Below are 22,257 nucleotides of genomic sequence, written 5' to 3'. Positions count from 1 at the left end.
CAATTATGTGCAACTTCGCGGGGATTCTACCAAACTTTTAGTGCCGGTTCGTTACGTATCGGCCCTAAATATCCATGCAGCGTGGACATCTGGAAGAATTTTTTGACGTGCGGCAAGTCTCGTGCAAGGTTTGCCTACCAGAATGACCGAAATGATTAGACAAAAAATCAATCAGCCTTAAGGCCTATGAACAATACCAGGAGACAGACATGCAAAGAACCCGGGATTTCCACTATCGCTCGGTGAATGACCGCGACGCCTTCTGGCGTGAAGAGGCCACGCGCATCCACTGGGAAACGCCTTTTGACAATGTGCTGGACTTCTCGCGTCCGCCTTTCGCCAGGTGGTTCGTGGGCGGGCGCACCAATCTTTGCTACAACGCCGTGGACCGCTGGCTGCCGACTCAGGCGGACAAGCCGGCGCTGATCTGGGTGTCCACCGAGGTGGACCGTGAGCAGGTGTACACGCGGCAGGACGTCTTCGAGGAAGTGAACGCGGCAGCCGCCATGCTGCGCGAGTTGGGCGTGGGGCGCGGCGACCGCGTGCTGCTTTACATGCCGATGGTGCCGGAAGCCGTGTTCACCATGCTCGCCTGCGCGCGCATCGGGGCAGTGCATTCGGTGGTGTTCGGCGGGTTTGCATCCGTGAACCTCGCGCAGCGCATCGACGATGCGTCGCCCAAGGTAGTGGTGTGCACGGACGGCGGCTCGCGGGCCGGCAAGGTCGTGCCGTACAAGCCGCTCTTGGATCGCGCCTTGAGCCTGACCAAGTCGCCGCCGGCCTCGGTGGTGGTGTTCGACCGCGGCCTGGCCCCGTTCGAACCGGTGGCGGGTCGCGACCTGGATTACGCGACGCTGCGTGAACGCCACCGCGGCGCGCGGGTGCCCGTCGAGTGGCTGGAATCGTCCGAGCCCAGCTACATCCTCTACACCTCCGGAACCACCGGCCGCCCCAAGGGCGTGCAGCGCGACACGGGCGGATACGCCGTGGCGCTGGCGTCGTCCATGGAATACCTGTTCGATGGCAAGCCCGGCGACACCTATTTCTGCACCAGCGACATCGGCTGGGTGGTGGGGCATTCCTACATCGTCTACGGACCGCTCATCGGCGGGCAATCGACCATCCTGTACGAGGGAACACCCGTGCGCCCGGACGGCGCGATTCTCTGGAAGCTGGTCGAGCAATTCGGCGTGAACACGCTGTTTTCGGCGCCGACGGCGGTGCGCGTGCTCAAGCGCCAGGATCCCGATCTCTTGCGGCGGCACGATCTGTCCACGCTGCGCGCCGTCTATCTGGCCGGCGAACCGCTCGACGAGCCCACGGCGCAATGGATCTCGGAAGGCCTGGGCAAACCCATCATCGACAACTACTGGCAGACGGAATCCGGCTGGCCGATCCTGTCGGCGCAGCCGGGCGTGGAAAAGGTCGCCACCCGGTTCGGCAGCCCGTCGTTCCCGGTCTACGGCTTTGACGCGCGCATCGTCAGCGAATCCACCGGCGAAGACCTGGGTCCGGACGAGAAGGGCGTGGTCGCCATCGTGCCGCCGCTGCCGCCCGGCGCCATGTCCACCATCTGGGGCGACGACGCGCGCTTCGTCGAAACCTACTTCACGTCGATTCCTGGCCGGCAGGTGTATTCGACCTTCGACTGGGGGCGGGTGGACGCCGATGGCTACTGGTTCATCCTGGGCCGCACGGACGACGTGATCAATGTGGCGGGCCACCGGTTGGGCACGCGCGAGATCGAGGAGTCGGTCAACAGCCACACCGGCATCGCGGAATGCGCGGTGGTGGGTGTGTCCGACCCCCTCAAGGGGCAGGTCGCCATGGCGTTTGCCGTGCTGAAGAATCCCGCCGGCGCCGACACGCCGGAAGCGGCAAAGGCGCTGGAAGCGGATATCATGCGGCTGGTGGAAGAACAGCTTGGGGCGGTGGCAAGGCCGGCCAGGATCCGGTTCGTGGGCGCCCTGCCCAAAACCCGTTCCGGCAAGGTGCTGCGCCGCGCGATCGTCGCGGTATGCGAGTCGCGCGATCCCGGCGACCTGACCACCATGGAAGACCCTAACGCCCTCGAACAGATCAAGGAGTCACTGCAATGAAAACCAAACCCGTGCTGAGCGCCGACGACGTCAAAAAGATCCTGGCCGCGGCCGAAGCACACGCCTCGCAGAACAAGTGGGCCGTCACCATCGCCGTGACCGACGATGGCGGCCATCTGCTGGGCATGCTGCGCCTGGACGATGCGGCGCCGATCTCGTCGCACATCGCGCCCGCCAAGGCCAAGACGGCCGCGCTGGGCCGCCGCGAATCGCGCATCTACGAAGAACTGATCAACAACGGCCGCTACTCGTTCCTGTCGGCGCCGCTGATCGAAGGCATGCTCGAGGGCGGCGTGCCGGTCGTCGTTGACGGCCAGGTCGTCGGCGCGGTGGGCGTCTCGGGCGTCAAGTCGACCGAAGACGTGCAGATCGCGCAAGCAGGCATCGCCGCGCTGGGCCTATGAGCCAGGCGCTGCCGCCGGAAACGCCGGCTGGCGTTTCCGCGCAGGACACCCGGGGGGCGGACAGCGGTCCGCTGAACCCCGGCGTGAAACGGCGCGAAGTCTGGGCCTGGGCCATGTACGACTTCGCGAACTCCGGATACACCACCGTGATCCTCACGGCGGTTTTCAGCACCTATTTCGTCGGTGTCGTCGCCGGGCGTGCCACATGGGCCACGCTCGCGTGGACGTCCGCGCTGTCGCTGTCGTACCTCGTCATCATGCTGACCATGCCTACGCTGGGCGCTCGCGCCGATGCCCGGGCCAGCAAGCGGCGGCTGCTCTACACCAGCACGGCCGGCTGCGTGGCGGGCACGCTGGTCCTGACGCAAGCGGGGCCGGGCGACGTCTGGCTGGCGCTGGCCGCCATCGTCGTGTCCAACTACTGCTATTGCGTTGGCGAATCCGTGGTCGCGGCGTTCCTGCCTGAACTGGCCAAGCCGCAGGCGTTAGGCCGCGTCTCGGGTTGGGGATGGAGCTTTGGCTATTTCGGCGGCATGCTGACGCTGGGGTTGTCGCTTGTCGTGGTGACGCTGGCCGAAGGGCGAGGCGAGACCGCCGAGCAGTTCGTGCCCTGGGTCATTGTGGTGACAGCCTCGGTATTTGCGCTGGCCGCGCTGCCGTCGTTCTTCATGCTGCGCGAGCGCGCCAAGCCGCAGCAGGGCAATCCGCCCGCACTGCACATGCTCAAGCGCCTGGCCTATGCCTGGCGCGAAACGGGCCTGCACTTCCCGGAATTTCGCCGCCTGTTGATGTGCATTGCCTGCTACCAGGCCGGCATCTCGGTCGTGATCACGCTGGCCGCGGTGTATGCCTCGGAAGTCATGGGTTTCACTACGCCGCAGATCATGCTGCTGGTGTTCACCGTGAACATCGGCGCGGCGGCCGGGGCGTTTTCGTTCGGCTACGTGCAAGACCGCATCGGCCACAAGCCGGCGCTGGCCATCACGCTGGTCGGATGGATCGTGATGGTGCTGACGGCTTACGCGGCCGTGACCGCGCCGGTGTTCTGGGTGGCGGCGGTGCTGGCCGGCCTGTGCATGGGCACGACGCAGAGCGCGGGCCGCGCCATGACCGGCGCGCTGGCGCCGGCGGGCCGGCTGGCCGAGTTCTATTCGCTGTGGACCTTTTCCGTGCAGTTGGCCGCCGTGATCGGCCCGTTGACGTACGGGCTGGTGACGTGGGCCACGGAAGGCAATCATCGGCTGGCCATCCTCGTGACGGGGCTGTTCTTCGTCGGCGGACTGGTCCTGTTGTCGCGGGTGGACATGAAGCGCGGCCTCGCCCGGCAGGCCGCCTGAATGCGGTATACGCCAAGCGGGAAGCGACTGCTATCCTTATGGACTGCCTTGTGCCGCCGCGTCCCGATGCGGCGGCGCATGCTGATTGCTTGGCATTGTTGGCGCGCCGCAGTGCGGCGCGTCGTTGGCTTGTGCATGCTGCCCGGTTGGCGCCTTGCGGCGTCTTCCTGCCCAGATCCGGCGCAGACGCATCGCCTTGGGCCTCGTCAATCTGCGGGCTCCGGCCCGCATTTTGCGTAAGGTGCCCGTAAGAGCGCGGCGATACGGTTGCAGGTGGGTAATAAAAAAGCAGCATAAACAACAGAATCACCGATTGGAGACAAGATCATGTCGAACGCTATTGAGTCCGTACTGGTGGAAAACCGCGTGTTTCCGCCGCCCGAGCGCGCCGCGCAGGGCGCCGCGATTTCCAGCATGGACGCCTACAACGCGCTGTGCGCGCAGGTCGAGAACGACTTCGACGGATTCTGGGCCGGACAGGCCCGCGACAATCTGCAGTGGACCAAGCCCTTCACGCAGGTGCTTGACGAGTCCGATGCCCCGTTCTACCGCTGGTTCGGCGACGGCGAACTGAACGTCTCGGCCAATTGCCTGGACGTCCACCTGACCAACGGCAACGCCGACAAGACCGCCATCATCTTCGAATCCGACGATGGCAAGGTCGACAAGGTCACCTATCGCGAACTGCTGGCGCGCGTCTGCCGCTTCGCCAATGGGCTGGCGGCGCTGGGCTACAAGAAAGGCGATCGCGCCATCATCTACATGCCCATGTCCATCGAAGCTGTGGTCGCCATGCAGGCCTGCGCGCGCCTGGGTGTGACGCACTCGGTGGTGTTCGGCGGTTTCTCGGCCAAGAGCCTGCAGGAACGCATCGTCGACGTGGGCGCATCGCTCGTCATCACGGCCGACGAACAGGTGCGCGGCGGCAAGACCATTCCGCTCAAGCCCGCCGTTGAAGACGCCATCGCCATGGGCGGCTGCGAGGCCGTCACCAAGGTCGTGGTGTACCGCCGCACGGGTGGCAAGGTGCAATGGAACGAAGGCCGCGACGTCTGGATGCAGGACGTCGAGGCCGGCCAGCCCGATACCTGCGAACCGGTGCCGGTCAACGCCGAACACCCGCTCTTCATCCTGTACACCTCAGGTTCCACGGGCAAGCCCAAGGGCGTGCAGCATTCGTCCGCCGGCTACCTGTTGTGGGCGCTCCTGACCGTGAAGTGGACCTTCGACGCGCGCAAGGACGACGTCTACTGGTGCACCGCCGACGTGGGCTGGGTTACCGGTCACACGTACATCACCTACGGCCCGCTTGCTGCTGGCCTGACGCAGATCGTCTTCGAAGGCGTGCCCACGTTCCCCAACGCCGGCCGCTTCTGGGACATGATCGCGCGCCACAAGGTCACCACGTTCTATACGGCGCCGACCGCGATCCGCTCGCTGATCAAGGCGTCTGAAGCCACGCCCGACGCGCATCCCAAGAACTACGATCTGGACTCGCTGCGCATCATCGGCACGGTGGGCGAGCCCATCAACCCCGAAGCCTGGATGTGGTATCACAAGAACGTCGGCCGCGAGCGCTGCCCCATTGTGGATACCTGGTGGCAGACCGAAACCGGCGGGCACATGATCACGCCGCTGCCGGGCGCCACGCCCACCAAGCCGGGTTCGTGCACGCTACCCCTGCCGGGCATTGCCGCAGCCATCGTCGACGAGACCGGCGGCGACGTGGACAAGGGCAATGGCGGCTTCCTGGTCATCAAGCGTCCGTGGCCCGCCATGATCCGGAACATCTGGGGCGATCCGGAACGCTTCAAGAAGAGCTACTTCCCGTCCGAACTGCGTGGCTATTACCTTGCGGGCGACGGTGCGCAGCGCGACGCGGACGGCTACTTCTGGATCATGGGCCGTATCGATGACGTGCTGAATGTCTCGGGCCACCGCCTGGGCACGATGGAGGTCGAGTCGGCGCTGGTGGCGCACGAAATGGTGGCCGAGGCCGCCGTCGTGGGCCGTCCCGACGACACGACCGGCGAGGCCGTCGTGGCCTTCGTGGTGCTCAAGCGCTCGCGTCCGGAAGGCGAAGAGGCCCAGGCCATCGCCAAGCAGTTGCGCGACTGGGTGGCCCGCGAGATCGGCCCCATCGCCAAGCCCAAGGACATCCGTTTCGGCGACAACCTGCCCAAGACCCGTTCGGGCAAGATCATGCGCCGCCTGCTGCGCGTGGTCGCCAAGGGCGAGGAAGTGACGCAGGACGTGTCCACGCTGGAAAACCCCGCTATCCTGGAGCAGCTCGCCAAGCCGCTGTAAATGCAAACGGCCGGATTACACCGGCCGTTTGCAGCGCGACAGGCGCATAATGACGACGCCCGTGCCGGCATGTAGCGGCACGGGCGTCGTCATTCCTGGATTGCCAAATTTCTTCGCATGGAGCCGCACCCGTGAGCAGCAGTTTCGATCGCGCAGGGCTTGCCCTGATGTTCAGCACCATCCTGGTCTGGGCGGGAAGCTGGATCGCGATGAAGCTGATCGTGCCCTACATCGGACCGTTCGACTTCGTGGCCCTGCGCTACGTGACGGGCAGCCTGGTGCTTTTCGCGCTCGCGTTCGCCACGCGCCGGCCGCTGGCGATGCCGCCCTGGAAACTGACCCTCTTGATCGGCCTGACCCAGACGGCGGGCTTTCAGGGCTTCGTCCAGACCGCGCTGGTGGACGGGGGCGTGGGCAAGGTGTCCCTCATGGCCTACACCATGCCGTTCTGGGTCGTGCTGTTTGCGTGGTGGTTGCTGGGCGAGCGGCCCACGGCCCGGCACGCGGCCGGCATCGCGCTGGCCGCCGTCGGCCTGATCTGTTTCGTCGAACCCTGGAACGGGCTGGGCGACATCCGCCCCGTGTTGCTGGGCCTTGGAAGCGGCCTGTGCTGGGGCGTGGGCACGGTGCTGTCCAAGCGCATGTTCGACCGCCATGCGCCGGACGTGATGACGTTCACCGCGTGGCAGATGCTGTTCGGCGGCCTGGTCATGGTGCCCATCGCCTATCTGGTGCCGCAGATGACCCCCCAATGGGGCTGGCCGCTCTGGACCGGCATGACCTACATTGTGCTGATCGCCACCGCGGCGGGCTGGCTGCTGTGGCTGCAGGTCGTGCGCCGCGTGCCCGCGTCGATCGCGGGACTGTCGAGCCTGGGCGTGCCCGTGGTGGCCATGCTGCTGGCATGGGCCATTCTGTCCGAGCGTCCCACGCCCGTCGAGGTAGGCGGGATGGTGCTGATCCTGACTGGCATCTTTGTGGTGAGCCGTGCCGCGCCGGCCGCGCGCGCCGAATGACCTTTCCGAATTCCTGTCCTCTCCAATCCCCTGGAAACTTTCATGATTGATCTGCGTAGCGATACCGTCACCCGTCCCGATGCGGCCATGCTGCAGGCGATGGCCAATGCCCCGCTGGGCGATGACGTGATGGGCGACGATCCCACCGTGATCCGCCTGCAAAAGACGTTGGCCGAGCGCACCGGCAAGGCTGCCGGCCTGTTCTTCCCGTCGGGCACGCAAAGCAACCTGGCCGCGCTCATGGCGCATTGCGACCGCGGCGACGAGTACCTTGTCGGCCAGCTTGCGCATACCTACAAATACGAGGGCGGCGGCGCAGCGGTGCTGGGCAGCATCCAGCCCCAGCCCATCGAACACGCGCCGGATGGATCGTTGCCGCTGGAAAAGCTTGCCGCGGCGCTCAAGCCCAAGGGCGACCCGCACTTCGCGCGCACGCGCCTGCTGGCGCTGGAAAACACCTTCCACGGCAAGCTGATTCCGGCCGCGTACATCCAGGCCGCGACGTCCTGGGCGCGCGAGCAGGGCCTTGCCACGCACCTGGACGGGGCGCGCGTGTTCAACGCGGCCGTCGCCAGCGGCAAACCCGTGGCCGACCTTTGCCAGCCCTTCGACTCGGTGTCCATCTGCTTTTCAAAGGGTTTGGGCGCGCCGGTCGGGTCGGTGCTGGTCGGCAGCGAGGAATTGATCGGCCGCGCGCATCGCTGGCGCAAGATGCTGGGGGGCGGCCTGCGCCAGTCTGGCGTCCTCGCGGCCGCGTGCCTGTACGCGCTGGAGCACAACGTGGAACGGCTGGCGCAGGACCACGAGAATGCGCGCCTGTTGGCCGAAGGCCTGCGGGGCATTGCCGGCGTCAAGGTGCTGAGCCAGGACACCAACATGGTGTTCGTGGAATTCGAGCCGTCACGCTGCGATGCGCTGACGGCAGCGCTGGGCAAGGAAGACATCCTGATGCGCGCCGTCTATGGCGGTCCGACGCGCCTGGTCACGCATCTGAACGTGTCGGCAGACGACGTGCGGCGCGTGGTCGAGGCGGTGGGGCGGTTGTTGCGTTGAGCCGCCTCGGCGATCGCAATCGCGCCGTCGCCGCGAGTTCAGCCGTGGCGCGCGCGGCTGTCGGAGGGTGCTTCGTCGCGCTCCTGCATGCCGTAGTCGCGCAGCACCTGGGCCACGCGTAGACGGTAGTTCTGGAACACGCCGCCGCGCCCGGCCTCTTGTGCGCGGCGGTGCGATTCCAGCGAGCGCCAGCGCAGCACCGCGGCCTCGTCGCGCCAGAATGACAGCGACAGCAGCTTGCCGGGCGTGGACAGGCTTTGAAAGCGTTCGACGGAGATGAAGCCGTCGATGGTGCGCAGTTCGTCGATCAGGCCGGCCGCAATCTCCAGATACGGGGCGGGGTCGCCGTGGGCGGGCTCGACTTCGAATATCACGGCAATCATGGGTTGCTGTCCTTTTGAAAATCAAACTGGGACACGCGCGTCAGGAAGCGCGCGATAGCGGAATCGCGTGGATCGGGACGCGTGGCGGCATGGCGGGTGGGCGGTGACCGATGGGGGATTCGGTCGCCAGTATCCGCCAGCCCCGCAGGCAACGATTCGGTGTGAGCCGAACTATGCCTGCGCCGCGTCGCCGTCGGCCAGCAACGCCGCGTAGCCCTGCCGTGAATCGGGCCATTGCAGCGACAGGCCGCTGGCGCGCAGGCGCGCATTGCTGAGCTTCTTGCTGCCCACGTTGGCGGGCGCAGGCGCCTCGCGCGGGGCCAGGGCGCCGATCATCCGGGCCAGTTCGGCATACAGGACGTGCAAAGGCAGAGGTGTGTCGTCACAGCCGATGTACACCGGCGCAACCTCTGGCAGCAGCGCCAGGTGCACCACCGCGGCGGCCGCGTCGTCGATGTGGATGCGGTTGGCCCAATGCTCGGGCTGCACGGGCGCCCCTGCCGCGCCGCTGCGCAGGCGCTCGATGAGCTGCATTCGACCCGGCCCGTACAGGCCCGCGAGCCGCAGCGCCGCCGAGGAAACCGGCTGTGCGGCGAGCGCGGCCTCGGCTTCGAGCAACACTTTCCCATTGAAACCTTGCGGCGCGGGCGGCGTGTCTTCGTCCACCCAGCCGCCGTGATGTTCGCCGTACACGGCGCTGGAAGATACGAACACGATGCGCTTCAGGCTGGACGTGTCCAGCGCCTTCAATACGTTGGCCAGGCCATCCACAAACACGCCGCGGTACGCCTGCGGATCGCGCGCACCGGGCGAGGGCAGGTGGACGAGCCGCGTGACGCCTCGCGGTAGCGAGGCAAGCGTGTCCGGGCGCGTGATGTCGCCTTGCAGCCATTGAACGCCGCTGGCATCGCCGGCGGGCGGGTGGCGGCGCAGCGCATGGACCTCGTCGCCGCGCGCCAGAAAGCGCTGTGCCGCGCGCATGCCCAGGTCACCGCAGCCGATCAGAAGTACGCGTTCGCTCATGTTGTCGCTCCAGGCAGTCGGAAAAAAAAGGCGCCCCGCAGGGCGCCTTCCGGGCGGGCGCGGTGCGCCCTTAGTGTCACATGCCGCTGTAGACCGGTCCTTCGCCGCCTTGCGGCGCCACCCAGACGATATTCTGCGTGGGGTCCTTGATGTCGCAGGTCTTGCAGTGCACACAGTTCTGCGCGTTGATCTGCAGGCGGTCCTCGCCGTGGTCGTCCTTGACGAACTCGTACACGCCGGCCGGGCAGTAGCGCGACTCGGGGCCGCCGTACTTGGCCAGGTTCACCTTCACCGGCACGGACGGATCCTTGAGGGTCAGGTGGACGGGCTCGTTCTCGTCGTGGTTGGTGTTGGAAATGAACACCGAGCTCAACTTGTCGAACGTGAGCTTGCCGTCAGGCTTGGGGTAGTCGATGCGCGCGCATTGCGACGCCGGTTGCAGACAGGCGTGGTCGGGCTTGTTGTGACGCAGTGTCCAGGGCATCTTGCCCTTGAGCAGCAGCTGTTCGATGCCGGTCATCAGCGTGGCGACCGTGCGGCCCTTCTTGAACCACTGCTTGAAGTTGCGCGCCTTGTTCAGTTCTTCGTGCAGCCAGGAGGCTTCGAAGGCCTTGGGGTAGGCGGTCAGTTCGTCCTGGCGGCGGTCGGCAACGAGGGCGTCGAAGGCGGCTTCGGCGGCCAGCTTGCCCGACTTGATGGCGGCGTGGCTGCCCTTGATGCGCGAGGCGTTCAGGAAACCGGCTTCGCAGCCGACCAGCACGCCGCCCGGGAACGTGAGCTTGGGCAGCGCCAGCAGGCCGCCGGCGGTGATCGCGCGCGCGCCGTAGGCGATGCGCTTGCCGCCTTCGAACGTGCCGCGGATGGCCGGGTGGGTCTTGTAGCGCTGGAATTCGTCGAAGGGCGACAGCCACGGATTGGCGTAATCCAGGCCGACGATCATGCCCACGGCCACCAGGTTGTTGTCCAGGTGATAGAGGAACGAGCCGCCGTAGGTGTCGGCATCCAGCGGCCAGCCGGCGGTGTGGACCACCAGGCCAGGCTTGGATTGGGCCGGATCGACTTCCCACATTTCCTTGATGCCGATGCCGTAGGACTGCGGGTTGCGGCCATCGTCCAGCTTGAAGCGTTCGATGAGCTGACGGCCGAGCTGGCCGCGCGAGCCTTCGCTGAACACCGTGTAGCGGGCATGCAGTTCCATGCCGGGCTGGTAGTGGTCGGTGTGGCTGCCGTCGCGGGCCACGCCCATGTCGCCGGTGGCCACGCCGCGGACGGCGCCGTTTTCGTCGTACAGCACTTCAACGGCCGCAAAGCCGGGGAAGATGTCCACGCCCAGCGCTTCGGCCTGTTCGCCCATCCACTTGACGACGTCGCCCAGACGGACGATGTAGTTGCCTTCGTTGTGGAAGCACGGGGGCAGCAGCCAGTTCGGCGTGGCGCGCGCGCCGGTCTCGGACAGGAACAGGAACTTGTCCTGCGTGACGGGCACGTTCAGCGGCGCGCCTTTCTCTTTCCAGTCGGGGATGAGTTCGGTCAGCGCCAGCGGGTCCATGACGGCGCCGGACAGGATGTGCGCGCCAAGTTCCGCGCCTTTCTCCAGTACGCAGACACCGATCTCCTGATTCTTCTCAGCGGCCAGCTGCTTCAGACGGATTGCTGTGGCCAGGCCGGCGGGACCACCGCCAACCACGACCACGTCATATTCCATCGACTCGCGTTCAGACATTGCAAAGCTCCCCGTATGTATTCCATATATGGCTGGAAGTATTATCGGCGATTGTATTGCAGGCGAGGGTCCTGTACCCCTTCGCATTTCTTTTAGCCTTCAGGAGTTATTGGTGAACCCGGACAACCTGTCTGCGCGGCTGCTTTCGGTGGGCGACACCCATCAGCTCGAATTGCCCTTGCGCTGGGGCGATTCAGACGCCTTGAACCATCTGAACAACACGCTGTATTTCCGCCTCATGGAAGAGGCTCGCATGCAGATTCTGTATAACGCGGGCTTCAAGCTGCCGGCCGACGATGGCGCGATCCTGGCGCACGCGTCGTGCGATTTCCTGCGTCCGCTGACGTATCCGGCCACCGTCCGTGTGACGCATAAGGTGACGCGCATCGGCCGCTCCAGCGCCGAATTCGAGCTGCTGCTCGAGAAGGTCGGTGACGACGCGGGCCCCTATGCGCGCGGCCGGAATGTGCTGGTATGGATGGATTACGTGGCCAATACGTCCGCGCCGTGGCCGCCTGAAGTCCTGGCCCAAATGGCCACGCAGTTCACGCCGGCCCAATGAGCATGCGCGGCCGCGGGCCGCGCACCGGCCAAAATAGCGCGTGCTTTGACCGGTCATGTCGGTAAAATCTAGCGCAAAATCAGAAAAGCAATGAGGGCGCGCCACCCTCGGCGCCACCGCTTCACGGAAATCGGGCCTCGCCGCGATGCCCGCGTAGCCTGCGCCAACAGCCGCGCCCCAAGGAACGACTGGGCTTGTCCCGATTCCCCAATTTTTCCGGGACCCGTGCGCGGGTAGCGGCGGGGCGGGCTCACTTTGGTTAGACCTTAACTAGGAGTTGGAGCGATGGACAAGGTTTATGCAAGCGCCCAGGAGGCGCTGGCAGGCATCGTCAAGGACGGTCAGATGATCGCCGTGGGCGGTTTCGGCCTGTGCGGTATTCCCGAGGCGCTGATCGCCGCACTGCGCGATTCGGGCGTCAAGGATCTCACCTGCATCAGCAACAACGCGGGCGTCGACGGTTTTGGCCTGGGCCAGCTGCTCAACACGCGCCAGGTGCGCAAGATGATCGCGTCCTACGTCGGCGAGAACAAGGAATTCGAACGCCAGTATCTGTCGGGCGAACTCGAGCTTGAATTCACGCCGCAGGGCACGCTGGCCGAAAAGCTGCGCGCCGGCGGCGCCGGCATTCCGGCGTTCTTCACCCGCACCGGCGTGGGCACCATCGTGGCCGAGGGCAAGGAAATCCGCGAGTTCGACGGCCATCAGTACGTGATGGAGCGTTCGCTGGTGCCGGACGTGTCGCTGGTCAAGGCGCACATCGCCGACCGCAGCGGCAACCTGGTGTTCCGCAAGACCGCGCGCAACTTCAATCCGAACGTCGCCATGGCGGGCAAGTTCACGGTCGTCGAGGTCGAGCAGATCGTCGACACCGGCAGCCTGGACCCGGATCAGATCCATCTGCCCGGCATCTATGTGCAACGGATCGTGGTGAACGCCACGCCCGAAAAGCGCATCGAACAACGCACCACTCGCCCGGCCTAAGGAGAAGACGACATGGCATGGTCCCGCGATGAAATGGCGGCACGCGCCGCGCGCGAGCTGCAAGACGGCTTTTATGTGAACCTGGGCATCGGCCTGCCCACGCTGGTCGCCAACCACGTCCCCGCAGGCGTGGAAGTGTGGCTGCAATCCGAAAACGGCCTGCTGGGCATCGGCCCGTTCCCCACCGACGATCAGGTCGACGCCGACCTCATCAACGCCGGCAAGCAGACGGTCACGACGCTGCCCGGCTCGTCGATCTTCTCGTCGGCCGACTCGTTCGCGATGATCCGCGGCGGCAAGATCAACCTGGCGATCCTGGGCGCGATGCAGGTCTCCGAAAAAGGCGATCTGGCCAACTGGATGATCCCGGGCAAGATGGTCAAGGGCATGGGCGGCGCAATGGACCTGGTGGCCGGCGTCGGCCGCGTGGTCGTGCTGATGGAGCACGTCGCCAAGAAGAAGGACGGCTCGGAAGACATCAAGCTGCTGCCCGAATGCAACCTCCCGCTGACCGGCGTAGGCGTGGTTGACCTCATCATCACCGACCTGGGCGTGATGGAAGTCACCGAAAACGGCCTGAAGCTGCTGGAAACGGCGCCCGGCGTGACGGTGGACGAGATCAAGTCCAAGACGGCGGCGAAGCTGGACGTGTCGGCGGTGCAGTAGGCCGCACCCGCTTCACCTTGCATGAACTGACCCCCGAAGGTTGGACGAGATCCGGCCTTCGGGGGTCTTTTTGCGTGGCGAGGCGACTGTCCGCCAATCTCCCCGCACCGTCAAAGGCTGGGCTATTTCACGACTGTGGTTTCCGACTTTTCTGATTGATTGGTGGTCTGCGATACGTAGACTCAAGCGCACCCGAAAAATGTCAGGAGCCGCAGCATGGCAGGACGCGCCGTTGTTCGAATCGGCGACAAGACATCGCACGGGGGGACCGTGACGCAGGGGTTCCCCCAGTACACGATCGAGGGCAGGGCCGCTGCGGGAATGGGCCACCTGGTGGCCTGTCCGCAGTGCAAGGGCACGTATCCCATCGTCGAAGGTGTTTCCAGCTTCATCGTCGATGATGGTCTTGTGGCAATTGAAGGCATGAAGACAGCCTGCGGCGCCACGCTGATCGCCAGTCAGGACATAGCGGTGCTGGATCCCGGACCGGGTGATATCGCGCGGACATCGTCCAATACCGGTCTGTTGGCTAATAGCCTGCGCGAGCCCGGCTGCACCCATGCCGACACGGCTGTGCCGCTGGCCGAGTTCATCGTACGGGAGATGAAGACCAATCCCTTCTCCAGGCAGGGACGCGAGATCCATGATGCCAACCACTACGACTTCAAGGCGTACAACGAAGACTGGGAGCGTGCTGCGTGGTACACGAAGCTCTCAGGACGGAATACCTACGCGCAAATGCTGGCCGAGAAGAAGCTGCACGCTTACGCGCTTTTCGCGGATATCATCGGGCCGAACCGCCCCTGGGACCACAAGCCTGCACTGCGACAAATGCTGGGCGAACACTTCAATATCGGCTGGCAAAAGTACGGCGACTTCGACTACTACTTTGACATCTGGTCCAACATCCACTTCGGATACGTGGGAATTGCACTAGGATTTACCGCTGCCGAGCTGATCAAGGGGGCGGGCTTGGCGCAGGCCGCACTTGATGTCTGGAAGCGGAAACCGCAACAGAATCACCCGCAGAATGGCCCGTGGCCGGCAAGCGCGGACGACGTGACGGATCACATTTCCATCAAGCTGGGAATCGATCTATATGGGGCAGCCAAGCCTCATGAACTGACGGCCAACATGCTTCTCCACCGTGTCAGCGCCGTGCCTCTACCCTGGGGGTATGGAAATGATGTCGCCAAAGAACCGCACACATGCAGAAGAGAGCCAAAAAATTAACGGCGCCCCGTGGCGTCAGATTGGCTGCAATACTTCTGTGTGCAGCGCCGATTTTCTGGGTGCTTTTCCTGTACTTTTGCAGGCCCGTGGTCGCTTTGCACTACGCGGAGGATGCCCAGGCCGACCTTCTTGTCTTTTTCAATGACAATCACGACACGACCCGATTTCTCCTGGCTCCCGGGCAGTCTGTGTCATCACCGACCGCGATGTTCCCGGCATCTGATATGTGGATGCTGATCTCAACCCCACGCGAGAAGGGCGACACCTTGGAGATCACCAAACCGTTTAGCAGAATCGACGTTTACTTCGCCACGGGCGGAAAAATCGATCGTACGGAAATTCGCCATGGCTTCTTTGCGCGGTTTCTTGAGCCCGGCGGCTGATGCGATGACCGCAGAATGTGTTTCGGCGGTTCAGGCCGATTCGCTCAGCAGCATCCCCACATGCGGGATGCCGTCCTCCATGTATTCCTCAGTCACCGGCACAAAGCCGTGGCCGCCGTAATAGCCTTTGAGCCGCGCCTGCGCACCCAAATAAACCGGCTGACCCGGCCACAACCGCTGCACTTCTTCCTTTGCGCGGCGCATCAGCTCATGCCCCAACCCTGTTCCACGCGCGGCCGGGGCGGTGATCACGCGGCCGATGATGGCGCGGCCGTCATTCAGGGCCGGCTCCAGCAGGCGGCAATAGGCCACCAGTTCGCCCTCGTGCCACGCCATGAGGTGTTCGGTCTGCCCCTTGAGATCCTTGCCGTCCATGTCCAGAAACACGCAATTCTGTTCCACCACGAATACCTCGGAACGTAGCCGCAGGATGGCGTAAAGCTCGGCGGGGGTCAGATCGGCGTGGGGCTTGCAGGTCCAGGCGGGCGTCATGCGTGTCATTCCAGATATCGGGACAAGGTGGGCAATTCTGTAAGGGCACTAAGCGTAACGCAACCCGGCCCCGATTTTTAGAGCCGGACTGTTACATCTATTCACGGGTATACCCTTAGTATGAAAATCTATTTTCTTAACTAAAATTTGTGTGTAAACAGATTTACATAAACCCGCCGCCTGATTTCCACCACGCTGTTCGATGACCAAGTCCGCCATTACGATCGCTGATCGGATCGCCCGGGCCCAGCCCGCGCTGAGCCGGACCCAGCACAAGATGGCCGAGTACGTGCTGGCGCATCAATTCCGCGTCGCCACCATGACCATCGACGAGTTCGCAGCGGCAGTGGGCGTGTCGGTGGCCACCGCCAACCGGTTTGCGCGTGCCCTGGATCTGCCGGGTTACCCGCAATTCCGTGCCGAGCTGGCGCGGGGCTTTGAAGCCGCGCTGGAACCGGTCGAAAAACTGCGCACCGAACTGGCCCACTCGGCCAGCGCCGTCCAGATCTTCGCCGCGACGCTTGAAGAAGATATCCGCAACGCGCAGCGCAACCTGCAGGCCCTGGATTCGGACGCCTGTGAAAAGGCGGTCGACACGATCCTGGCCGCCGAACGCGTTTTCATCATCGGTTTCGGCGCCAGCGGGTTCCTCGCGGGCCTCTTGCAGCGCGGCCTGTGCATGCACCTGCATTCCGTCGAGTCGCTGGCCGGTCCCGGCGGCGTGTCGCACGCGGCGCGGCAGATGTCGCGCATGACCAGCAAAGACCTGGTGATCGCCATCGGCTTTCCGCGCTATCTGGCTGACACCGTGACGCTGGCCGGCGCGGCCAAGCAGGCCGGCGTGCCGGTGCTGGTGCTGACGGACAAGCCCACGTCGCCGCTGGCGCCCACGGCCTCCGTCGTGCTGTATGCCTTCTCGGCACGCCAGCTCATTCCCAATTCCGAAACCGCCGCGCTCGGGCTCATTGAAGCCTTGTCCGCGGCGGTGGCCTATCGCGCCAAAAATTCCGTCGCGGCCGCCGCTGGGGTGACCCAGTCCGTCATGCCGTGGCTCATACATGGAGTAGGTAAACGATGATTCAGCCCGTGATTGCCATTCACGGCGGCGCCGGCGCGATGTCCCGCGCGGCCATGTCTCCCGAGAAAGAACAGGAATACCTGGCGGCCCTGGAGTCCATCCTGACCGCCGGCCAAGCCGTGCTGGCCAAGGGCGGCAGCGCCCTGGACGCCGTCACCGAGGCCGTGCGCCTGCTCGAGGATTGCCCGCTGTTCAACGCCGGCCACGGCGCCGTGTTCACCAGCGCCGGCACCCATGAGCTGGACGCCGCCATCATGGACGGCGCGACGCTGCGTTCCGGCGCCATCGCCAATGTGAACCGCGTGCGCAATCCGATCTTTGCCGCGCGCAAGGTCATGGAAAACAGCAAGCACGTCTTCTTCGTGGGCGAGGGCGCCGAAGCCTTCGCCACTCAGGAAGGCGTGGAACTCGTCGACCCGTCGTATTTTTCGACCGAAGCCCGCCGCGAGCAGCTGCTGCGCGTGCAGCGCGAAACGCCGGACGCCGCCGTGCTGGATCACGACGGCCAGGCCATGGTCGCGCGCGGCCAGCCTGCACCGGCCGATCCGCTGGACGCCGACAAGAAGTTCGGCACCGTGGGCGCCGTGGCCGTCGATGCGCAGGGCAACCTGGCGGCTGCCACCTCCACCGGCGGCATCACCAACAAACAGGTCGGCCGCGTGGGCGATGCGCCGCTGATCGGCGCCGGCACCTACGCCAGCAACAAGACCTGCGCCGTGTCCACGACGGGCACGGGCGAAATGTTCATCCGCATGGTTGCCGCGTACGACGTGGCGGCCCAGATGGAGTATTGCGGCGCCTCGCTGGAAACGGCGGCGGACCGCGTCGTGATGGAAAAACTGCCCACCATCGGCGGCAAGGGCGGCCTCGTGGCCGTCGACGCCCAGGGCAATGTGGCCTTGCCGTTCAACACGGAAGGCATGTACCGGGGTTACGCCCGCGTTGGCGAAAAGCCGGTGACCGCCATCTACCGATGAGCGGCGGGTTTGGATCAGTAGGTTTATTTTGGGAATGAGAAGAGATGGTTGATCGCGCAAACAGCCTGGCGCTGCCGGATAACCGCGTGGTCCAGGTCGACGACCTGACGGTGCGCTTCGTGGGCTCCGAGCGCACGGTCGAAGCCGTGCGCAACCTGTCGTTCCATGTGGACCGGGGCGAAACCCTGGCCATCGTGGGCGAATCGGGTTCGGGCAAATCGGTGACGTCGCTGGCGCTGATGCGTCTGGTGGAACACGGCGGCGGCCGCATCGCCCAGGGTCGCATGGCCCTGCGCCGCCGCAACGGTTCCGTGATCGACCTGGCCAATTCCAGCCAGCGCGTCATGCGTGACGTGCGCGGCGCCGACATGGCGATGATTTTCCAGGAGCCGATGACCTCCTTGAACCCGGTGTTCACGGCCGGCGACCAGATCGCCGAATCGATCCGCGAGCACCAGGGCATGGACGGCGCCTCGGCGCGCGCCGAAGCGCTGCGCATGCTGGAACAGGTCCGCATTCCCGAAGCCAAATCGGTGCTGGACCGCTACCCGCATCAACTGTCGGGCGGCATGCGCCAGCGCGTCATGATCGCCATGGCGCTGGCCTGCAAGCCGGCGCTATTGATCGCCGACGAGCCGACCACCGCACTGGACGTGACCATCCAGGCGCAGATCCTGCAACTGATCCGTCAGCTTCAGGAAGAGATGCACATGGGCGTGGTGTTCATCACCCACGACATGGGCGTGGTGGCCGAAGTGGCCGACCGCGTGCTGGTGATGTTCCGCGGCGACAAGGTCGAGGAAGGCCCGTCGGACCAGGTGTTCGCCGCGCCCCAGCACAGCTACACCAAGGCGCTGCTGTCGGCCGTGCCGAAGCTGGGCGCCATGCAGGGCACGGACCTGCCCGCGCGCTTCCCGCTGCTGCAGGTGGAAGGCCAGGCCCAGCCGGTGGCCGAGCCCGGCGCCGTCAGCACGCAGGAAGTGCCCAACGCCAAGCGCGAACCCATCCTGAGCGTGCGCAACCTGGTGACGCGTTTTGACCTGCGCGGCGGCATCATGAGCCGCGTGCAGCGCCGCGTGCACGCCGTGGAAAAGGTCAGCTTCGACCTGTACCCCGGCGAGACGCTGTCGCTGGTCGGCGAGTCCGGCTGCGGCAAGTCCACGACGGGCCGCTCGCTGCTGCGCCTGGTGGAAAGCCAGGGCGGCGAGATCCGCTTCGGCGGCCGCGACATCGTGCGCCTGAAGAACAACGAACTGCAATCCCTGCGCCGCGACATCCAGTTCGTGTTCCAGGACCCGTTTGCGTCGCTGGATCCGCGCGTGACCGTGGGCTTCTCGATCATGGAGCCGCTGCTCGTGCACGGCGTGGCCAAGGGCAAGGATGCCGAGCGCCGCGTCGCCGAACTGCTCGAGCGCGTGGGCCTGCCGCCGGAAATGGCGCAGCGCTACCCGCACGAGTTCTCGGGCGGCCAGCGCCAGCGCATCTGCATCGCACGTGCCCTGGCCCTGAACCCGAAAGTCGTGATCGCGGACGAATCGGTGTCGGCACTGGACGTGTCGATCCAGGCGCAGATCGTGAACCTGCTGATCGACCTGCAGCGCGACATGGGCATCTCGTTCCTGTTCATCTCGCACGACATGGCCGTGGTCGAACGCGTCAGCCACCGCGTGGCGGTGATGTACCTGGGCCAGATCGTCGAAATCGGCCCGCGCCGTGCCATCTTCGAGAATCCGCAGCACCCGTACACCAAGAAGCTGATGTCCGCCGTGCCGATCGCCGATCCGGCGCGCCGTCACCTGAAGCGCACCTTGCTGTCCGATGAAATCCCCAGCCCGATCCGCAAACTGAACGACGAACCGGTGGTGCAGCCGCTGGTTCAGGTCGGTACGGATCATTTTGTAGCCCGCCATCCCGTCGGCGGCGCGTATTGACTCAGTAGTTGACCTTTTTTTGGAACCAGGAGTTGCAATGATGAAAGTTCTGCGCCCCACCAAGCTGATGGCCGCTGCCGCGCTGGCCTTCGGCGTGCTCACCGCGCCGATGGCCCACGCCGCCAAGGACGTGACGTTTGCCGTTTCCATCGCGCTGGAAACGCTGGACCCGTACAACACGAACAGCACGCTGAACCAGGCGGCTGGCAAGGCCTACTACGAAGGCCTGTTCGAATTCGACAAGGACCTGAAGGTTCAGAAGGTGCTGGCGACCGATTACACGGTCAGCGAAGACGGCCTGGTCTACACCTTCAAGCTGCGTCCCGGCGTGAAGTTCCATGACGGCACCGACTTCAACGCCGAAGCGGTCAAGGTCAACTTCGACCGTCCGGCCAATCCGGACAACCGCCTGTCGCGCTACATCCAGTTCAGCGTTATCGAGAAGACCGAAGTGGTCGACCCGATGACCGTCAAGATCACGCTGAAGAAGCCGTTCTCGGCCTTCATCAACGCGCTGGCTCACCCGGCCGCCATGATGATCTCGCCGGCCGCCCTGGCCAAGTACGGCAAGGAAATCGGTTTCCACCCGGTTGGCACGGGCCCGTTCGAATTCGTCGAATGGAAGCCGGCTGAGTACCTGAAGGTCAAGAAGTTCGCCGGCTACTGGAAGCAAGGCTACCCGAAGGTCGACACGCTGACCTTCCGCACGGTGACCGACAACAACACCCGCGCCGCCGTGGTGCAGACGGGTGAAGCGCACTTTGCCTTCCCGGTGCCGTTCGAGCAGGCCGCCGTGCTGAAGAAGAACGACAAGCTGGACGTGGTCGATCACAAGAACTCGATCATGGCCCGCTACCTGTCGATGAACACGCAGCAAAAGCCGTTCGACAACGTCAAGGTGCGTGAAGCCATCAACTACGCCATCAACAAGGACGCCCTGGCCAAGGTCGCGTTCTCGGGCTACGCCACCGTCATCGACGGCGTCGTGCCGCAAGGCGTGGACTACGCGCACAAGATCGGCGCATGGCCCTACGACATCAAGAAGGCCAAGGCCCTGCTGGCCGAAGCCGGCTACCCCAACGGCTTCGAAAGCACGCTCTGGTCCGCCTATAACGACGGCACCTCGGTGAAGGTCGTTCAGTTCCTGCAGCAGCAGCTCGCCCAGGTCGGCATCAAGGTTTCCGTGGAAGTCCTGGAATCCGGCCAGCGCGTGCAGCGCGTCCAACAGGTGCAAAAGCCTGAAGACGCCAAGGTCCGCATGTACTACGCCGGCTGGTCGTCCTCGACCGGTGAAGCCGACTGGGGCCTGCGTCCGCTGCTGACCACCGCCGCGTTCCCGCCGGTGCTGAACAACGTGTCGTACTACTCGAACAAGTCGGTTGACGAAGGCGTCCAGCAAGCGCTGGCCACCACGGACCGCGAGAAGAAGACCGAGATCTACAAGAACGTTCAGGAAACCATCTGGAAGGACGCCCCGTGGGCCTTCCTGGTGACCCAGAACAACCTGTACGTCAAGTCGAAGAACCTGTCGGGCGTGTACGTTGAGCCGGACACCTCGTTCTGGTTCGGCGACATCGACCTGAAGCAGTAAACCAAGCAGTAACTCTTGGGGCCTTCGGGCCCTTGTAAGGCCACATACGGCGGGGACGCGGTGTCCCCGCCGATGTTGCAGGAATTTCAATGCTGACCTACATCGTCAAACGTCTTCTGGGCATGATCCCCACGCTGCTGCTGGTAGCGGTGGTCGTGTTCCTGTTTGTGCACATGCTTCCGGGCGACCCGGCACGGCTGGCCGCTGGCCCCGAGGCCGACCAGCAAACCGTCGAGCTCGTGCGCAAGGAACTTGGGCTGGATCTGCCCCTGCCGCAGCAGTTCGTGCGCTACTTCAGCCACATGCTGCAGGGCGACCTCGGGACCTCGCTGCGCACCAAGCGCCCCGTCTCGACCGAAATCGCCGACCGTTTCATGCCCACCCTGTGGCTCACCCTTGCGAGCATGGTGTGGTCAGTCGGCTTCGGCATGATCATCGGCATCGTGTCGGCGGTATGGCGCAATCGCTGGCCTGACCGTCTCGGCATGACGCTGGCGGTGTCCGGCATCTCGTTCCCCGCGTTCGCGCTGGGCATGATGCTGATGCAGATCTTCTCGGTGAACCTGGGCTGGCTCCCCACCGTGGGCGCATCGACCTGGCAACACTACATTCTTCCTTCCATCACGCTGGGCGCCGCGGTGGCTGCCGTGATGGCGCGTTTCACGCGGGCCTCGTTCGTCGAAGTCGTACAGGAAGACTTCGTGCGCACCGCCCGCGCCAAGGGCTTGTCCGAGCGCCGCGTGATCATCAAGCACGCGCTGCGCAATGCGCTGATTCCCGTCGTGACCATGATGGGCCTGCAGTTCGGCTTCCTCCTGGGCGGCTCGATCGTGGTCGAGACCGTGTTCAACTGGCCCGGCCTTGGCCGCCTGCTGGTGGACGCCGTGACCCAGCGCGACTATCCGGTGATCCAGGGCCTCGTGCTGCTGTTCTCGCTGGAATTCATCCTGATCAACCTGATTGTCGACGTGCTCTATGGCGTCATCAATCCCAGCATCCGTTACAAGTGAGGCGG

At 64.8% G+C, this 22,257-nt stretch carries 20 protein-coding genes; 16 read left to right on the top strand and 4 right to left on the bottom strand.

Annotated elements, in window-relative coordinates; translation table 11 throughout:
* Positions 1 to 209 precede the first annotated feature (209 nt).
* The 6 genes from KW836_RS26675 to ltaE all read left to right on the top strand — a co-directional run bounded on the left by KW836_RS26675 (position 210) and on the right by ltaE (position 8,216).
* Positions 210 to 2,099 (top strand): propionate--CoA ligase, encoded by a 1,890-nt coding sequence (locus tag KW836_RS26675; RefSeq protein ID WP_218345214.1) that lies wholly within the window; start codon positions 210 to 212, stop codon positions 2,097 to 2,099.
* Positions 2,096 to 2,503, top strand: coding sequence for a heme-binding protein (locus KW836_RS26670; protein WP_218345213.1), 408 nt, complete (start codon positions 2,096 to 2,098; stop codon positions 2,501 to 2,503). Before KW836_RS26675 ends, KW836_RS26670 begins: the two co-directional genes overlap by 4 nt.
* On the top strand, positions 2,500 to 3,840 hold the full coding sequence (locus KW836_RS26665) for an MFS transporter (protein ID WP_175122929.1): 1,341 nt from the start codon (positions 2,500 to 2,502) through the stop codon (positions 3,838 to 3,840). Before KW836_RS26670 ends, KW836_RS26665 begins: the two co-directional genes overlap by 4 nt.
* 327 nt (positions 3,841 to 4,167) lie before the next feature.
* Positions 4,168 to 6,147, top strand: a complete 1,980-nt coding sequence (gene acs, locus KW836_RS26660; protein WP_218345212.1) for an acetate--CoA ligase — start codon at positions 4,168 to 4,170, stop codon at positions 6,145 to 6,147.
* A 167-nt stretch (positions 6,148 to 6,314) separates the two neighbouring features.
* Entirely contained in the window at positions 6,315 to 7,163 is an 849-nt protein-coding gene (locus KW836_RS26655) for a DMT family transporter (protein ID WP_218345257.1), read from the top strand.
* A 42-nt stretch (positions 7,164 to 7,205) separates the two neighbouring features.
* On the top strand, positions 7,206 to 8,216 hold the full coding sequence (gene ltaE / locus KW836_RS26650; RefSeq protein ID WP_218345211.1) for a low-specificity L-threonine aldolase: 1,011 nt from the start codon (positions 7,206 to 7,208) through the stop codon (positions 8,214 to 8,216).
* Positions 8,217 to 8,254: 38 nt separating this feature from the next.
* Here the strand turns inward: ltaE and KW836_RS26645 are convergent, their stop codons facing one another.
* From KW836_RS26645 to KW836_RS26635, 3 genes are all read right to left on the bottom strand, one after another.
* Positions 8,255 to 8,599 carry an antibiotic biosynthesis monooxygenase gene (locus KW836_RS26645; RefSeq protein ID WP_175122926.1) on the bottom strand — a complete coding sequence of 115 codons (345 nt, stop codon included), beginning with the start codon at positions 8,597 to 8,599 and terminating at the stop codon, positions 8,255 to 8,257.
* A 171-nt stretch (positions 8,600 to 8,770) separates the two neighbouring features.
* Entirely contained in the window at positions 8,771 to 9,622 is an 852-nt protein-coding gene (locus KW836_RS26640) for an NAD-dependent epimerase/dehydratase family protein (protein WP_218345210.1), read from the bottom strand.
* Between the two features lie 76 nt (positions 9,623 to 9,698).
* A complete protein-coding gene (locus KW836_RS26635) occupies positions 9,699 to 11,345 on the bottom strand; it encodes an electron transfer flavoprotein-ubiquinone oxidoreductase (protein WP_175122924.1) in 1,647 nt (548 codons plus the stop codon).
* 109 nt (positions 11,346 to 11,454) lie between these two features.
* Here KW836_RS26635 and KW836_RS26630 point away from each other — a divergent pair, with 109 nt between their 5' ends.
* The 5 genes from KW836_RS26630 (at position 11,455) to KW836_RS26610 (ending at position 15,173) form a co-directional block, all read left to right on the top strand.
* Positions 11,455 to 11,907, top strand: coding sequence for a thioesterase family protein (locus KW836_RS26630; RefSeq protein WP_255596284.1), 453 nt, complete (start codon positions 11,455 to 11,457; stop codon positions 11,905 to 11,907).
* A gap of 285 nt (positions 11,908 to 12,192) precedes the next feature.
* Positions 12,193 to 12,891: a CoA transferase subunit A gene (locus tag KW836_RS26625; protein ID WP_175122922.1), complete on the top strand. Its 699-nt coding sequence runs from the start codon at positions 12,193 to 12,195 to the stop codon at positions 12,889 to 12,891.
* Positions 12,892 to 12,903: 12 nt separating this feature from the next.
* A complete protein-coding gene (locus tag KW836_RS26620; protein ID WP_056567942.1) occupies positions 12,904 to 13,557 on the top strand; it encodes a CoA transferase subunit B in 654 nt (217 codons plus the stop codon).
* A 216-nt stretch (positions 13,558 to 13,773) separates the two neighbouring features.
* Positions 13,774 to 14,790 (top strand): PAAR domain-containing protein, encoded by a 1,017-nt coding sequence (locus KW836_RS26615; protein WP_218345209.1) that lies wholly within the window; start codon positions 13,774 to 13,776, stop codon positions 14,788 to 14,790.
* Entirely contained in the window at positions 14,766 to 15,173 is a 408-nt protein-coding gene (locus KW836_RS26610; protein WP_175122920.1) for a hypothetical protein, read from the top strand. The genes KW836_RS26615 and KW836_RS26610 overlap by 25 nt, the downstream gene beginning before the upstream one ends.
* A gap of 30 nt (positions 15,174 to 15,203) precedes the next feature.
* On the opposite strand, the gene KW836_RS26605 is transcribed toward KW836_RS26610, so the two are convergent.
* Complete coding sequence (locus KW836_RS26605; RefSeq protein WP_175122919.1) at positions 15,204 to 15,665, bottom strand: GNAT family N-acetyltransferase; 462 nt, start codon at positions 15,663 to 15,665, stop codon at positions 15,204 to 15,206.
* 202 nt (positions 15,666 to 15,867) lie between these two features.
* Here KW836_RS26605 and KW836_RS26600 point away from each other — a divergent pair, with 202 nt between their 5' ends.
* From KW836_RS26600 to gsiC, 5 genes are all read left to right on the top strand, one after another.
* Entirely contained in the window at positions 15,868 to 16,743 is an 876-nt protein-coding gene (locus KW836_RS26600; RefSeq protein WP_218345208.1) for a MurR/RpiR family transcriptional regulator, read from the top strand.
* Positions 16,740 to 17,720, top strand: coding sequence for an isoaspartyl peptidase/L-asparaginase family protein (locus KW836_RS26595; protein ID WP_175122917.1), 981 nt, complete (start codon positions 16,740 to 16,742; stop codon positions 17,718 to 17,720). Before KW836_RS26600 ends, KW836_RS26595 begins: the two co-directional genes overlap by 4 nt.
* Before the next feature lie 44 nt (positions 17,721 to 17,764).
* Positions 17,765 to 19,651 carry a dipeptide ABC transporter ATP-binding protein gene (locus tag KW836_RS26590; RefSeq protein ID WP_175122916.1) on the top strand — a complete coding sequence of 629 codons (1,887 nt, stop codon included), beginning with the start codon at positions 17,765 to 17,767 and terminating at the stop codon, positions 19,649 to 19,651.
* Positions 19,652 to 19,688: 37 nt separating this feature from the next.
* Positions 19,689 to 21,242 (top strand): glutathione ABC transporter substrate-binding protein GsiB, encoded by a 1,554-nt coding sequence (gene gsiB / locus KW836_RS26585; protein WP_191576724.1) that lies wholly within the window; start codon positions 19,689 to 19,691, stop codon positions 21,240 to 21,242.
* Positions 21,243 to 21,331: 89 nt separating this feature from the next.
* A complete protein-coding gene (gsiC, locus tag KW836_RS26580; protein WP_056322028.1) occupies positions 21,332 to 22,252 on the top strand; it encodes a glutathione ABC transporter permease GsiC in 921 nt (306 codons plus the stop codon).
* Positions 22,253 to 22,257: the final 5 nt, after the last annotated feature.

Origin of the sequence: Achromobacter sp. ACM05, from assembly GCF_019218915.1 — a bacterium.
Lineage (GTDB): Bacteria > Pseudomonadota > Gammaproteobacteria > Burkholderiales > Burkholderiaceae_B > Achromobacter > Achromobacter animicus.
The sequence above is the reverse complement of the archived record's forward strand: the minus strand, read 5'-3'. Positions and strand labels throughout refer to the sequence as shown.

Coding starts and splice junctions, on each gene's coding strand:
- KW836_RS26675 (WP_218345214.1), top strand. CDS start 210: ATGCAAAGAACCCGGGATTTCCACTATCGCTCGGTGAATGACCGCGAC.
- KW836_RS26670 (WP_218345213.1), top strand. CDS start 2,096: ATGAAAACCAAACCCGTGCTGAGCGCCGACGACGTCAAAAAGATCCTG.
- KW836_RS26665 (WP_175122929.1), top strand. CDS start 2,500: ATGAGCCAGGCGCTGCCGCCGGAAACGCCGGCTGGCGTTTCCGCGCAG.
- acs (WP_218345212.1), top strand. CDS start 4,168: ATGTCGAACGCTATTGAGTCCGTACTGGTGGAAAACCGCGTGTTTCCG.
- KW836_RS26655 (WP_218345257.1), top strand. CDS start 6,315: ATGTTCAGCACCATCCTGGTCTGGGCGGGAAGCTGGATCGCGATGAAG.
- ltaE (WP_218345211.1), top strand. CDS start 7,206: ATGATTGATCTGCGTAGCGATACCGTCACCCGTCCCGATGCGGCCATG.
- KW836_RS26645 (WP_175122926.1), bottom strand. CDS start 8,599: ATGATTGCCGTGATATTCGAAGTCGAGCCCGCCCACGGCGACCCCGCC.
- KW836_RS26640 (WP_218345210.1), bottom strand. CDS start 9,622: ATGAGCGAACGCGTACTTCTGATCGGCTGCGGTGACCTGGGCATGCGC.
- KW836_RS26635 (WP_175122924.1), bottom strand. CDS start 11,345: ATGTCTGAACGCGAGTCGATGGAATATGACGTGGTCGTGGTTGGCGGT.
- KW836_RS26625 (WP_175122922.1), top strand. CDS start 12,193: ATGGACAAGGTTTATGCAAGCGCCCAGGAGGCGCTGGCAGGCATCGTC.
- KW836_RS26620 (WP_056567942.1), top strand. CDS start 12,904: ATGGCATGGTCCCGCGATGAAATGGCGGCACGCGCCGCGCGCGAGCTG.
- KW836_RS26615 (WP_218345209.1), top strand. CDS start 13,774: ATGGCAGGACGCGCCGTTGTTCGAATCGGCGACAAGACATCGCACGGG.
- KW836_RS26610 (WP_175122920.1), top strand. CDS start 14,766: ATGCAGAAGAGAGCCAAAAAATTAACGGCGCCCCGTGGCGTCAGATTG.
- KW836_RS26605 (WP_175122919.1), bottom strand. CDS start 15,665: ATGACGCCCGCCTGGACCTGCAAGCCCCACGCCGATCTGACCCCCGCC.
- KW836_RS26600 (WP_218345208.1), top strand. CDS start 15,868: ATGACCAAGTCCGCCATTACGATCGCTGATCGGATCGCCCGGGCCCAG.
- KW836_RS26595 (WP_175122917.1), top strand. CDS start 16,740: ATGATTCAGCCCGTGATTGCCATTCACGGCGGCGCCGGCGCGATGTCC.
- KW836_RS26590 (WP_175122916.1), top strand. CDS start 17,765: ATGGTTGATCGCGCAAACAGCCTGGCGCTGCCGGATAACCGCGTGGTC.
- gsiB (WP_191576724.1), top strand. CDS start 19,689: ATGATGAAAGTTCTGCGCCCCACCAAGCTGATGGCCGCTGCCGCGCTG.
- gsiC (WP_056322028.1), top strand. CDS start 21,332: ATGCTGACCTACATCGTCAAACGTCTTCTGGGCATGATCCCCACGCTG.